The organism is Treponema parvum (genome assembly GCF_017893945.1).
Taxonomy (GTDB): Bacteria; Spirochaetota; Spirochaetia; order Treponematales; family Treponemataceae; genus Treponema_D; species Treponema_D parvum_A.
In genome coordinates, this window is the sequence record NZ_CP054257.1 from 2,421,168 (window position 1) to 2,435,159 (window position 13,992).

Sequence of the window (13,992 nt, forward strand, 5' to 3'; positions counted from 1 at the left end):
TCATTTCCATTCAATGCCGAGCCCGTCAAGGATCTTCCTTACGGCGTTGACTGCAACCGCAAATTTTTCAGGCGAAGTGCCGCCTCCGAACCTGCCGGCGACGTCAAGATGCGGCTCCATGGAAATAAAAATGTCTCTGTCACGCAATCTGTCAAACACTTGCGGAATACAAGAGACGCCTTCGCCCGGAACGCTCATATCAAGCGCATGTCCCGAATAGTCTTTAACATGGACATAGCTTATATACTTATGCATAACTTTTTCGGCATCCAATGCGTTTTCTCCCGCTATGGAATAGTTTGCAGGATCAAAAACAAGGCCGAAGTGATCGGATTTAAGAGCTGCGGCAATTTCAGCGCTTTGCGCGCTTAACTGTCCGTAAATTTCAGACTCATTTTCATGAAGAAGGGTAACTCCTTCCCTTGACGCAAATTCCGTCATTTTTTCAAGTCTGGACAGAACCTCGTCACGGTGTTCAAGGATATTGCCGTTCTTGCAGTAAAAGGAAAAAATTCTCACCCTTCCGCATCCGAAGAAATTTGCAAGCCGTACAGCCCTTTCAAGCCTTTTCATCTCAAGTGAAAGAGGATCTTCTATAAAGGTCTTGCCTATCGGGGAACCTATACACGAGACTTTTATGCCGCATCCTTTAATTGTCTTTCCGATCAGGCTAACCTGTTCGTCCGTCAGCTCCATCACATTGGAACCCCACGCAGACCTCAATTCAAACCATGAAAGTTCCATTTGCCGCCATATTTCCATCTGCGCATAAAAATCGGGACCAAGTTCGTCTGCAAAGCCCGTAATCGTAAACATGCTAAGCCTTCCTTAAAATTGCACAGCGAATAAATCTTCAGATTTAGGAGCTGGGCAATTCGTGCGCTCTTTGCGCACAATCCAATAAACGAGTTTTCGAAGAAAACTCGAAGTTAAAAGATGCCGCGATATTTTAGCGGCGGCTTTTAAACCTTCCTAAAAATTACCTTTTCGATTTGAATTTGTAAACAAGTTTTTCATAAAAGGGAGTCTGTGTGAAAATCAGATACGCGATCAGGAGCATAAAGAAAACGGATATCGGCCGAGTAAAGAATATGGATATGTCTCCGTGCGTAAGCAAAAGCGCTCGCCGCAGATTCTCGTCGGCCATATTGCCGAGTATGATTCCCAAAAGAAACGGCGCGCCGGGCATTTTCAAATAGCTCATAGCTATTCCCAAAAGTCCGAAGACGAACATAAGTTTTATGTCAAATAATCTGTTTGAAACTACAAAGGCGCCTATTACGCAACACACAAACACGATCGGCATAAGTATCTTTGCGTCTACCGCAAGAACTTTTACGCTGAACCTTGCTATAACCATTCCTAAAAACCACATAAAGCAGGATGCAAGGAACATAAAGACTATAACGTAGTATAAAAAGTTTGGGGTATCCTGCATAAGAAGCGGTCCCGGCCTATATCCGTGCATCCAAAACGCCGCAAGCAAAACCGCGGCGGAAGTCGATCCCGGGATTGCAAGGGACAGCACGGGAATGATAGCTCCTCCTATCGCGCCGTTGTTTCCCGCTTCCGCAGCTACGACGCCGTCAATGCATCCGTTGCTCCAGAGCTCAGGCGTCTTCGAAACCTTTTTTTCCGACCAATAAGATATCCATCCGCCGGTATCTTCTCCTACGCCGGGAATTGCGCCCATAAGCATCCCCAGAATACTCGACCTTAATATGTTTAAGCGGTTTTTTAAAAGTATGATGAGTCCTTCCTTAACGCTGTATTTATTGTTCTGCTGCATCATAGCCTTTGCGCCGCCGCTAAAAGCTTTGACAACTTCGGGGAATCCGAAAAGCCCTATCATGACCGGCAGCAGCGATATCCCTCCTGCAAGATTAATGCTGCCGTAGGTAAAGCGCCTGTATGAATATATGGTGTCCATTCCGACTTGGCTCATGAGCAATCCTATAAAACCCGATATCCACCCCTTAAGCGGGTCTCCGTTGCTGGTAAGGTTTCCGCATATTACGACTCCGAAAACAGCCAGAAGAAACATTTCATGACTCATGAATTTTAGGGCAAATTGCGTCAACATGGGAGTGAACAGCGCAACGCATACAATGCTGATGATAGTTCCGAAAAACGAGGCGCCTGTCGCCACAAAAATTGCAAGCCCGGCTTTGCCCTTAAGCGCCAACGGATAACCCTCCATCGCGGTAGCCGCGGAAGCCGGAGTTCCTGGTATATTCAAAAGAATCGCACTCTGGTTTCCCCCTGATATGGCGCCGATATATATCGACAAGAGCGACATAATAGCCAAAGGACCGTTAAAATTATACGTCAACCCGGTGAGCAAGGCTACCGCCATCGTCGAAGTCAGCCCCGGAAGCATTCCGAAAATCAGGCCGGTAAAAACAGACAGTACCAATGCCAGTAATCCCGTAGGGGTGAGGGCGATAGCAAACGCTTCGCCTATGTAACTCAAAGCTGCCATTTTTCATTCCTCCTCTTACGGCATGGGAACATTAAAGATTATTTGAAACACCAGAATGATGGCAAAAGTCGCACATGCGGATATCAGCAGCAGCTTCGCAATCTTTCCGAACGATTTTTCCCAGTTAATGAATATCAGCAAAGTAGATAGGGCAATAAAAGTGGCGATCCAGAAGGGAAGTCTTCCAAGCATAAAAAAAATATAAACCCAGAATATTGCAATGCCGATCAAGGCCTTGTGCACATTTCCGCTTTTTACGAACTCACGACAAAAGGCCCTTATGTCTAAAAGGCATTCTTTAAGAGGATGCTCCTTCAGTGTTCTTCTAATATATATAATTGAAAATATAAAAAGACATATTCCTATTATCATCGGCATAAGCCCTGAAGAATAATAAAATACGTCAACGAAATCTTCTTTCCAAAAGGTTATGCTCTTGCACATAACATAAACGGACACGGCAAGAACTATGACTCCGGCAACAAGATCTATTCCGAACCTGCTCTTGGGATCCGTCTGCTTTTGATCACCCATGATTAGTTTTCCTTTATCCGCAAACCGTACAAAAGACGGTAAAACTGCGGAGAATCTTTCAACGACACTTTTTTTACAAAGCGCCAAAAGGCGGGTCAATACGGAAAACCGTACCGACCCGGATCAAGTCTCTATCTCTTATATCCTAGATCCTGAGGAGATCGTTTCGCTATCCCAAGATCGTAGAGAGTAAATCCTATGGCCGCGGCCGCTTTGTCTTTGAGTTCGTTAGATTCCGCAATCGTCGAACCTAGAAGGATCATACCTTTTTGACCGGCGAAGGCTTTTACGCTGTCGGTTTGGCAGGCTTTTACGAACGCAGATTCAAGAGCCTTTTTTGTACCATCGGGAACGTCCGACGGGAACATAAGACCGAATGCGTCTCCGATCGGCAGGGATTTTGCAAGTTCCGGAATAAAAGTTTTTATAGACGGAATAGGTTTGGAAACGCCTTCAAGAACAAGGTTTTCTTCCGTGAGCGAGCATAAAGCTACAAGATCTCCCGATCTGAGAAGATCTATCATTTCATTTGAAAGCTGGGACGTAAAGTCTACCTCACCTGCAAGAAGCGCTTTAATCGCATCGGCTCCGCCTGCATAGGGAGTGTTCAGTCCCTTGCCCATAACGGCGTCCGTTGCAGAAAGAACCATAACGGCGTTGTATCCCGAAGAACCTATACCTGCGACGCTGTTTTTGATGGTGTTTGCAGGATTGTCCTTAAGCGCCTTGTACAGGTCGTTAAACGTTTTGTACTTACTGTTCTTTGAGACGGCAATTACACAGGGAACGTAGTAGGCGGCCAAATAATCCCAATCCTTCGGCGACCAGTCGGCAAGACCGTTCACATAGTGAGTATGAGGCGTTGCATTTGCAATGAGAGTGTAACCGTCATGAGGTTTTAAAAGACAATCGTTCATACCAACCGTTCCCGTTGCGCCGGGTGTGTTGACGACGCTTATTTTTACTCCGAAAATTTTAGACATTTCATCGGTTACGCGTCTGCCGACCAAATCCGAAGATCCGCCGGCTCCCCACGGAACAATCAGTGTAATGTCTTTTGATGGGAAAGGCTTTTCTCCCGCAGCCTTAGCGAATACGGCCGTACAAACCAAACAGAGAACCAAAGAAACAATACAGATCTTCTTCATACTTTCCTCCATAAAATTATGAATTTTTCATTCAGCCTCTTATTTATAAACGGTTGATGTTAATATCATAACACGCACAAATATAGCCGTCAACGATAATATTAGCGCAATAACTAGGGAATAATCCGGCAGCAAAAGCATTTAATATCACAACTATTATCATAAAATGATATTAATTATTGTCCATTCCGTGAAAAACAAGCATTTCAATTAGACGGGCTTTAAAGAAATCGGCGCAGCAGCCGAGTGCGGTTATGTCTTCAAAATCTCCGGTTATTATCTCTATCTCAACGGAAGGTTTTGAATACCACGGGAGCTTTTCCCGAATCTTTTCAACCAGCGTCTTTCTTATAAATTGATTACCTACGAACGGTCCGTACACGATAACTCTGTCCGCAGGGAAAACCCTATGCGTGTTATCGATGACGCAAGCCACGCTTTCAACGGCTTTTTCAATCACGGGATCACCGGAAAAATCGCGGCTTGCCATAAGCCGCCCGAGCTCTTTTTCATCGGAAGGAAATACGCCCAAAACTGATCCTAAATGCTTCTGTAAAGCCCAGCCGGAGCTGATCGTTTCAAGGCAGCCCCTTTCCCCGCACCTGCAAAGCGCTGCATCTTTGGGCGGCACAATCTTTATGTGGCCTATTTCGGAAATGCTTCCGGCCGCAAGCAAAGGAATTTTTCCATTTATACAGTAAGCGGCTCCTATCCCGTATCCCCAGTGAACAAGAATTATGGAAGAATCGTTAATGCTGACATTCCTAAAAATTAAGGCGTTCAGCTGAGAATCCAAAAATCGATAAAGTCTTACAGGCACTTTGAACCGGACCGAAAGTTTTGAAAAATCAAGATTCGAAACCTCAGGCCATCTTGAATTGAACACCCACCTTGTTCCGTTGGCGCTGACTATCCCGGGAACTGCAACTCCGATTCCTACAAGAATTTGCTTTTTGGTGATGCAGTATTCCAGCTCTATGATCAGGCGCGTTAGAGACTCAAGGAATACCGTGTTATCAGCATCGTCGGGAACGGGTAAACTCTTTTGCCAAATGCTTTTCCCTTCCATATCGATGAGATCTGCGGTTAGGGTGTTTGAAGAAACTCCGACAGAAATCGCCACGAGTCTGTCAAAGCGCGGATGAAGTATTACCTCCGGTCTGCCCTTTCCTTGAATTTTCACTTCCGCGTCCTCGTACACAAGTTCGTCTTCCGTAAGCTGCTGCACCGAATCCGAAACATTATTGGGCCTTAGCCTGAGTTTTTGATTCATCCGCTTGCGCGACGTTCCCTCTTCGGCACATATAAGCTCATAAAGCCTTGCCTTTTCAATGTCTCGTGTTTTAAATCCGCGGTTGAGATAGTATTCCGAAACCAGATAATTCATATATATACTAATCTTATTCTACCATATATCAGTCAAAAAATTCACTCTGCGGATTGTTAAAAGCCGCAATCGCTTCAGGCAACGCTGCATTTTTTTGCGCAACATGTTCCTCCGTGTCGGTTTCAGCCCTGAAGACGCGGCCCTGTTGCCGCAAATAAGCGGTTTTCCGATTTAACATTCCGTATAAAGCAAAATATGGTTTTCATATCGATGTTTTTCACGTCATCAATATTGCTAAATCTACAGGAACGGTATAATCTATAAGTAGCTATTGTTGGTGGTTTTACCACTATCCCATAACTTATCCCAATATTCTTTTAGGAGGGCTTATGTCCAGAAAAAAGCAGTCAATGGACGGTAACCAGGCGGCTGCACATGTTGCGTATGCATTTACGGAAGTTGCAGGTATTTATCCCATAACTCCGTCATCGCCAATGGCGGATTTTGTCGATCAATGGTCGGCAAATAATTTAAAAAATATATTCGGAACGGAGACTAAAGTCATTGAAATGCAGTCTGAAGCGGGCGCCGCCGGCACCGTGCACGGTTCCCTTGCCGCAGGCGCAATGACCACAACGTTCACCGCGTCTCAGGGACTTCTTCTGATGATCCCGAATATGTACAAAATTGCAGCGGAACAGCTGCCGGCTGTTTTTCACGTTTCGGCGCGTACTGTCGCAACTCAGGCGTTGAGTATCTTCGGCGATCATTCCGACGTATATGCCTGCCGTCAAACGGGATTTGCGATGCTGGCGGAAAGCAGCCCGCAGGAAGTCATGGACTTGGCTCCGGTAGCTCACCTTGCCGCGATAGAAGGGAAGGTTCCGTTCCTTAACTTTTTCGACGGATTCAGGACATCGCATGAAATTCAAAAACTTGACGCATGGGATTATGCGGATCTGAAAGAGATGTGCAATATGGAAGCGGTAAAGGAATTCCGTAAGCACGCGCTCAATCCTGAAAATCCGTCGATGCGCGGTTCGCATGAAAACGGCGATATTTTCTTCCAGCACCGCGAAGCATGCAACCTTGTGTACGACGCTTTACCTGAAATCGTACGCAAATACATGGCAAAGATAAATGTAAAACTCGGCACCCAATACGATCTTTTTAACTATTACGGAGCGAAAGATGCGGATCGCGTAATCGTAGCTATGGGATCCGTTTGCGACGTAACGGAAGAAGTCGTAGACTATCTCATGAAAAAAGGCGAAAAAGTCGGTTTGATAAAGGTTCGCCTGTACCGCCCGTGGGTTGCGGAAGCGTTCCTTAAAGTTTTGCCGGCCACCTGTAAAAAACTCACTGTCCTTGACAGGACAAAAGAGCCGGGATCTTTAGGCGAACCCTTGTATCTGGACGTAGCGACTACATTGCGCGAAGCGGGAAAGCACGACGTCATTCTTACCGGCGGACGCTACGGATTAGGCTCAAAGGACACTCCTCCGTCAAGCATATTCGCCGTATATAAGGAACTTAACGAAGCTTCTCCGAAAGCGCGTTATACTGTCGGCATAATTGACGACGTTACCAATTTGAGTCTGCCTGAAATAAAACCCGCGCCCATCACTTCGGCCGAAGGTACGGTCGAATGTAAATTCTGGGGTATCGGTGGCGACGGCACCGTAGGCGCAAATAAGGATTCTACAAAGATCATAGGCGATCACACAGACAAATACATTCAGGCCTATTTCCAATACGACTCCAAAAAAACCGGCGGCGTTACGATCTCTCACCTGCGCTTCGGCGACAAACCGATCAAAAGTCCGTACTATATCAACCAGGCAGATCTTGTAGCCTGTCACAACCAATCCTATATCATCAAAGGGTATAAGATGGTTCAGGACGTCAAAAAAGGCGGAATTTTCCTTATCAACTGTCAGTGGTCCGATGAAGAACTTGACAAGCACCTCAACGCGGAAGCAAAAAAGTATATTGTAAACAACAATATAAAAGTGTACACGGTTGACGCGGTAGACATAGCAGGTAAAATCGGTCTTAACAAACGCACTAGCACCGTGCTCCAGTCGGCTTTCTTTAAACTGGCAAAGGTTCTTCCGGCGGAAGATGCCGTCAAGTACATGAAAGAAAAAGTTGTGGCAAAGTTCTCAAGCAAGGGACAGGACATCGTCGACATGAACTGCAAGGCGATCGACGCAGGAGTAAACGCGCTGCATGAAGTAAAAATTCCTTCTTCTTGGAGCAATCCTCCGGCAGACGCGCCGAAACCCGCTTTGTCCGGCGAAAAGAGCACAGTCGCAATGGTCAAAAATCTCATGCAGCCCATCGCGCTCATGGACGGCGACAGCTTACCCGTTTCCGCATTCAAAGACATTGCCGACGGTCAGTTCGGAACCGGTATTGCCGCCTATGAAAAACGCGGTATTGCCGTTATGGTTCCCGAATGGGATGCGTCGAAATGTATTCAGTGCAACAACTGTGCTTTCGTGTGTTCGCATGCGACCATTCGTCCGTATCTGCTGTCCGACGCGGAAGTAAAAGGCGCTCCTTCGAATCTTGTTACGGCGGACACCAAGCCGAAACCGAGTCAATACAAATATACCATTTCGGTATCGCCTCTCGACTGCACGGGCTGCGGCGAATGCGTAACAGTGTGTCCCACAAAGGCTATCGCAATGGTTCCGCAGGAAACGCGCGTTCAGGAACAGCCGGTATTCGATTATTTGGTTTCTCACGTGAGCAAAAAGACGGATGCGGGCATGGACGACCTTACGCCCAAAGGTTCGCAATTCAATCAGCCGCTTTTGGAATTTTCAGGTTCGTGCGCAGGCTGTGCGGAAACTTCGTACGCAAGGCTTATCACCCAGCTGTTCGGCGAACACATGTATATTTCCAACGCCACAGGCTGTTCTTCCATATGGGGAGGACCAGCCGCTACCTGTCCGTATACCGTCAACAAGGATTCGAAAAAAGGCCCTGCATGGGCGAACTCTTTGTTCGAAGACAACGCCGAGCACGGCTTCGGTATGGCGGTGGGACAAAAATATATACGCAATGGCTTAATCGCTCAGCTTGAAGAAATGGGAAAGAGCGATAAGGCCAGCGCATCCTTCAAAGAAGCTCTGTCTCAATTTATGGCGACAAAGGATAACACCAGAGCAAATACGGAACCGTGCAAAGCCCTTATCGCGGAGCTTGAAAAAGCCGCTGCGTCCGGATGCGGTCTTTCCAAGGAAATTCTTGAAAAGAAAGAATATCTTTCAAAGAAATCCGTATGGGTAATGGGCGGCGACGGCTGGGCCTATGACATAGGATTCGGAGGTCTTGATCATGTTCTTGCTTCCGGAGAAGACATAAACGTCATAGTTTTCGATACTGAAATGTATTCGAATACCGGCGGTCAAGCGTCAAAGGCTTCGAACATCGGTGAAATTTGTCAGTTCGCCGCGGCAGGTAAGGATATCGGTAAAAAATCTCTTGCGGAAATCGCAATGACCTACGGATATGTTTACGTTGCTCAGATAGCCCTAAGCGCAAATCCGTCGCAAACCGTAAAAGCGATTGTGGAAGCGGAAGCCTATAAGGGACCGTCGTTGATCATCGCCTACTCTCCGTGCGAACTTCACGGAATTAAGGGAGGAATGAATCACTGTCAGGATGTAATGAAGTCTGCCGTAAAATCCGGCTACTGGAACCTGTTCAGCTTTAACCCGGCTCTGAAGGCGGAAGGCAAAAATCCGTTTACGCTTTCTTCAAAACTCGGAGACGGCTCTTATCAGTCGTTCCTTGCAAACGAAACGCGCTACTCCGCTCTTACCAGAAAATTCCCGGAAAGGGCGAGCGTTCTGTTCCAGAGGAACGAAGACACGGCAAAAGCCCGCTTCGAGCACTTGCAGAGGCTGGTTGAACTGTACAAATAAGCTCAAAATGCGGCGTTGCAGAACACGGTTTTCTAAAACGCCGCATGAGAGCGGCGCATACGCAAATATGTGAGTTTTCTAAAGAAACTTGCAGCGCGCACTAGCGTGTCAATAAAAGCCCTTTTGCAAGGCAAACAGCTTTGCGAGAGGGCTTTTTTATCGGCGCGGACATTGCATAACTTGGAGCACGGACGAGCAATTTGCCTAAAACGAGCGATTACACTATAATCGCTCTACTATGGCCGGATTTTATGATTTTTTTGACGTCGCCGTCGTAGGCGGCGGCCACGCGGGAATAGAAGCGTCTCTTGCTTCCGCAAGGATGGGACTGAAAACCGTACTTATAACGCAAAACATAGATTCCATAGGAAGGCTTTCCTGCAACCCGTCCATAGGCGGAATTGCAAAAGGAAACATCGTGCGCGAAATCGACGCGCTCGGCGGCGAAATGGGAAAGATCATCGACAAGTCGATGATACAATTCAGACTTTTAAACCGCCGAAGGGGCCCTGCAGTGCAGGCTCCGCGCGCGCAAGCCGATAAAATCCTTTATTCTCAAATCGCGCGAAAGACGGTAGAAACTACGGAAAACCTTTCAACCTTGATGGATTCGGTAACGGATATTCTGACTGCGGTTTCGTCAGCAAAACTTCCGCCCCAGTCCGACAGCATTGCGGAAAAAGGTTCCATTCCCGGCGAATTACGCAGCGTAAAAACAAGCGAAGCTGCAAAAAGCGGAATGAGGCAAAAGGTTACGGGAATCGTAACCGAGCGCGGAAGAATAATTCCCGTTCGAGCCGTAGTCCTTACGACCGGTACGTTTTTAGGCGGTAAAATTTTCATAGGCGATTACGACGCTCCCTGCGGGCGGCTGGGTGAAGAAGGAGCTTTCGGGCTTACACAATCGCTTATCAGGCTGGGTTTTACGATAGGCAGATTAAAGACGGGAACTCCGCCGAGAATTCTGCGTCACACGGTGGACTTTACAAAACTTGCGGAGCAGCCTTCGGACGAAGACATTATTCCCTTTTCCTTCGATAATGAAAAAATTGAAAGACCGATGGTTTCCTGCCACATCGCCTACACGAATACGAAGACTCACAACATCATAAGAGAAAACATAGGCCGCTCTCCTTTATACAGCGGAAAAATTTCAGGAATCGGGCCGAGATATTGTCCTTCGATCGAAGACAAGGTTATGCGCTTTTCGGAAAGAGAGCGGCATCAGATCTTCGTAGAACCGGAGGGGCTTGAAACCGACGAGATATATTTAAACGGTCTTTCTTCCTCTTTGCCGGAATCGGTGCAGGACGCCTTTTTAAGAACTATGGAAGGCTTTGAAAACGCCGTTGTGGCGAGACCCGGCTATGCCGTAGAATACGACTATGTGGAGCCGACGCAGCTTTATCCTTCCCTTGAAACAAAACGCGTGGCCGGGCTTTTTAACGCGGGACAGATAAACGGAACGTCAGGCTATGAAGAAGCCGCCGGTCAAGGCCTTATAGCGGGAATAAACGCCGCCCTGTACTCCAAGGCGCATAAAGAATTTTGCGGCCCCTTGTGCGCCTTAAATGAGGATACGGGGGGAAACCCGCTTATGCTTAATGAACGCATTGAAAAATTCCAAAAAAAGGCCGGCTTTACAAATTTCCGCATAATTCCTGACTGGAAGCCCGTCATACTTCACCGTTCGGAAGCATACATAGGCGTTTTGATCGACGACCTTGTAACTTTGGGAACAAAGGAACCCTACCGTATGTTTACCGCTCGTGCGGAATACCGATTGAAACTCCGCTTTGATACGGCCGACCAAAGGCTTTGCCGATACGGTTTTTACGCGGGATTAAAGACCCGGTCGCAGCTTGACGCCGTAAACGAAAAATACGCTCTTGAAGACAGGATCATAGCGGAGCTTTTAAAAAATCCTAAAATGCAAAATCCGGGATATCCTCAAAAAGTATGGGAAACGGCGCAGATAGACTTCAAATACAAATACTATATAGAAAAACAGGACAAGCGAGTCGAAAAACTGCGCCGCATGGAAAACACCAAGATTCCCGTTAATTTCGATTACGGATCTATCCCTTCGCTTTCAAGCGAATCGCGGCAAAAACTTGAAAAGATCCGCCCTTTAACGCTCGGACAGGCAGGCCGCATAAGCGGAATACGAAACAGCGACATTATGCTTTTGATGGTTTATCTCAGGTAGATAATTTTTGCAGTTTCAGTGTGCGGCTTTCGCCTCCGAACAAGAACACAGTGTTTGTCGCACACCGTTTTTTGCGCCGATTGACCGGCGGCGAATTTTGGCCGCGTTGACTGCACACGGCGATCCAATTGTAAAAAAAGCGTAAAATATGTAAAATCAATTTCTATGGATTTGTTAAAAAAGCTCGAAGATTGCTCCGTCCGGTTAAAGGAGCTCGATAAAACCGTCGCCGATCCCGATTTGGTAAAGGATCCTCAAAAATACAAAGCCGTTATGAGGGAACACGGACATCTCAGTACGATTGCAGCTCTTTACGACGAGTATAAAAAGGTTTTGAAGGGTATTTCCGACGCACATGAAATGATAACGTCGGAAGACGATCACGACATGAGGGAAATGGCGAGAGAAGAGCTGCGGGAATTGGAAGAAAGACTTCCTAAACTTGAAGAAGAGATAAAATTAAAGCTTATTCCGCCGGATCCTCTTGATGAAAAGAATATTATAGTCGAAATACGCAACGGAGTAGGCGGCGACGAAGCGTCGCTTTTTGTAATGGATCTGTTTCAGATGTATACGCGGCTTGCGGAGCGCAAAGGCTGGAAATACGAAGTCATAAATTCCAGTCCTACGGAAGTAGGCGGATACAAGGAAATCACTTTTTCCATAAGCGGAAAATTCGTATACGGAACTCTCCGTTGGGAAGGCGGCGTCCACAGAGTGCAGCGAGTTCCGACGACGGAAGCACAAGGGCGAATCCACACAAGCACGGTAACGGTGGCGATACTCCCCGAAGCGGAAGAAACCGAAATTGAAATCAAACCCGAAGACGTAAGGATCGACGTAATGAGGGCGGGGGGACCCGGCGGACAATGCGTAAACACGACGGATTCCGCCGTGCGGCTCACACACATTCCCACAGGTCTTGTAGTCATACAGCAAGATGAAAAAAGCCAGATAAAAAACAAAGCCAAGGCGTTCCGCGTATTACGCGCTCGTCTGTTCGATATGGAAGAGTCTAAAAAAAATGCCGAACGTTCGGCCGCACGCAAGTCTATGGTAGGCGCCGGAGACAGGTCGGAAAGGATCCGCACGTATAACTTTCCGCAAAACCGTGTTTCCGATCACCGCATAAACCTTACGCTTTATAAACTGGACCAGTTTATGCTCGGCTACATGGATGAAATGCTCGACGCTCTTAATGTTTATGCAAAAGAAGAGCAGCTTAAAGCGGACATTACGGAGATGAACAATGACTGACATCCCGTGCTGCGAACAGGATGATTTGTGACAGTTTCGGAAGCCGTCGGATACGGCGTAAAATATCTTAAAGAAAAAAAAATCGACCGAAAAATTTTTATGCCGGAAACGACACCTATTTTTGACACGCCGGTTTTAGACGTAAACTGTATCTTAGAGCATACGCTAAAAAAATCGCGAACGTTTATCTTATCGCACGGCGACGCTGAGCTTTCAAAAAAACAAACGTCCGTTTTTAAAAATGCCTTAAAAAAGCGAAGAGAAGGACTTCCCGTAGCATATATTACGGGCGTCAAAGAATTTTACGGACTTGATTTTCTTGTAACGCCTGACGTTTTAATTCCCAAACCCGACACGGAACTTTTGGTAGAACATGCGCTAAAGGAAGCTGCCCAAAAATTTGCCTCAAGAGAAAATTTTACGGCGGATTTTACGGCAGGCCTTGCGGCAAAACCCGAAGACCGTAAAAATTCCCGAAATGCCGCTTACCGAGTAGCGGACGTATGTACCGGAAGCGGCTGCATCGCCGTTTCTTTTCTGCACGAAGCCGCCGCAAGCGGTGTAAATGCACCCCCTATCGACCTTGCCGTTTATGCCTCCGACATAAGCAAAAAAGCGCTCAGTGTGGCAAAAAAAAACGCTTATCGTATTCTTTCAGACAATCCGGCGGCAAAAAAGGCTATGGATTTTTTTCAAGGCGATCTGCTTGACGCCTTCCCTAAAGAAATTCGATTCGAATTGATTTTGTCAAATCCGCCGTACGTACCGTCCGAAACGGTAACGGAACTTTTAAAAGACGGCAGAAAAGAACCCCGCGTCGCCTTGGACGGAGACGTCATGGATATTCGTGACAAAGATTTCTGCGATGAAAATTCATGCAAAAAAGATTTTCACGACGGACTTGCAATTATACGCAGGCTTATTCCTCAGGCGTATGAGAGGCTGTCGGCCGGAGGGCTTTTTTTGCTCGAAGCGGGAGAATACAACGTAGAAAAAGCTGCAAAGCTTATGAAAAGCGAAGGTTTTGCGGACGTTAAAATTCACAAAGACTTGTCGGGGCAGCTTCGGCTCGCGGAGGGAAGAAAACCTTTTTAGGA

The 13,992-nt window shown here is 46.9% G+C and carries 9 protein-coding genes; 4 read left to right on the top strand and 5 right to left on the bottom strand.

The genetic code is table 11. The features are described from left to right. The 5 genes from HRI96_RS10770 to HRI96_RS10790 form a co-directional block, all read right to left on the bottom strand. On the bottom strand, nucleotides 1-816 hold the full coding sequence (locus tag HRI96_RS10770) for a sugar phosphate isomerase/epimerase family protein (RefSeq protein WP_210117354.1): 816 nt from the start codon (nucleotides 814-816) through the stop codon (nucleotides 1-3). 163 nt (nucleotides 817-979) lie between these two features. Continuing rightward, entirely contained in the window at nucleotides 980-2,482 is a 1,503-nt protein-coding gene (locus tag HRI96_RS10775) for a tripartite tricarboxylate transporter permease (protein WP_210117355.1), read from the bottom strand. 15 nt (nucleotides 2,483-2,497) lie between these two features. Beyond that, nucleotides 2,498-3,016, bottom strand: coding sequence for a tripartite tricarboxylate transporter TctB family protein (locus tag HRI96_RS10780; RefSeq protein WP_210117356.1), 519 nt, complete (start codon nucleotides 3,014-3,016; stop codon nucleotides 2,498-2,500). A 131-nt stretch (nucleotides 3,017-3,147) separates the two neighbouring features. After that, the gene (locus HRI96_RS10785) at nucleotides 3,148-4,164 is read right to left on the bottom strand and encodes a tripartite tricarboxylate transporter substrate binding protein (RefSeq protein ID WP_210117357.1); all 1,017 of its coding nucleotides are present in this window, start codon (nucleotides 4,162-4,164) and stop codon (nucleotides 3,148-3,150) included. Between the two features lie 172 nt (nucleotides 4,165-4,336). Continuing rightward, nucleotides 4,337-5,551, bottom strand: coding sequence for an ROK family protein (locus HRI96_RS10790; protein WP_210117358.1), 1,215 nt, complete (start codon nucleotides 5,549-5,551; stop codon nucleotides 4,337-4,339). 329 nt (nucleotides 5,552-5,880) lie between these two features. Between HRI96_RS10790 and nifJ the strand changes: the two genes are divergently transcribed. The 4 genes from nifJ (at nucleotide 5,881) to HRI96_RS10810 (ending at nucleotide 13,990) form a co-directional block, all read left to right on the top strand. After that, nucleotides 5,881-9,429, top strand: coding sequence for a pyruvate:ferredoxin (flavodoxin) oxidoreductase (gene nifJ / locus HRI96_RS10795; RefSeq protein ID WP_210117359.1), 3,549 nt, complete (start codon nucleotides 5,881-5,883; stop codon nucleotides 9,427-9,429). Nucleotides 9,430-9,667: 238 nt separating this feature from the next. Then, nucleotides 9,668-11,638 (top strand): tRNA uridine-5-carboxymethylaminomethyl modification enzyme MnmG/GidA, encoded by a 1,971-nt coding sequence (locus HRI96_RS10800; RefSeq protein WP_210117360.1) that lies wholly within the window; start codon nucleotides 9,668-9,670, stop codon nucleotides 11,636-11,638. A 171-nt stretch (nucleotides 11,639-11,809) separates the two neighbouring features. Beyond that, the gene (prfA, locus tag HRI96_RS10805; protein ID WP_210118697.1) at nucleotides 11,810-12,895 is read left to right on the top strand and encodes a peptide chain release factor 1; all 1,086 of its coding nucleotides are present in this window, start codon (nucleotides 11,810-11,812) and stop codon (nucleotides 12,893-12,895) included. A 27-nt stretch (nucleotides 12,896-12,922) separates the two neighbouring features. Beyond that, entirely contained in the window at nucleotides 12,923-13,990 is a 1,068-nt protein-coding gene (locus HRI96_RS10810) for a N5-glutamine methyltransferase family protein (protein ID WP_210117361.1), read from the top strand. Nucleotides 13,991-13,992 lie beyond the last annotated feature (2 nt).

Excerpts from the sequence above, each read along its gene's own strand:
- HRI96_RS10770 (WP_210117354.1), bottom strand. The coding sequence starts at position 816 with ATGTTTACGATTACGGGCTTTGCAGACGAACTTGGTCCCGATTTTTAT.
- HRI96_RS10775 (WP_210117355.1), bottom strand. The coding sequence starts at position 2,482 with ATGGCAGCTTTGAGTTACATAGGCGAAGCGTTTGCTATCGCCCTCACC.
- HRI96_RS10780 (WP_210117356.1), bottom strand. The coding sequence starts at position 3,016 with ATGGGTGATCAAAAGCAGACGGATCCCAAGAGCAGGTTCGGAATAGAT.
- HRI96_RS10785 (WP_210117357.1), bottom strand. The coding sequence starts at position 4,164 with ATGAAGAAGATCTGTATTGTTTCTTTGGTTCTCTGTTTGGTTTGTACG.
- HRI96_RS10790 (WP_210117358.1), bottom strand. The coding sequence starts at position 5,551 with ATGAATTATCTGGTTTCGGAATACTATCTCAACCGCGGATTTAAAACA.
- nifJ (WP_210117359.1), top strand. The coding sequence starts at position 5,881 with ATGTCCAGAAAAAAGCAGTCAATGGACGGTAACCAGGCGGCTGCACAT.
- HRI96_RS10800 (WP_210117360.1), top strand. The coding sequence starts at position 9,668 with ATGGCCGGATTTTATGATTTTTTTGACGTCGCCGTCGTAGGCGGCGGC.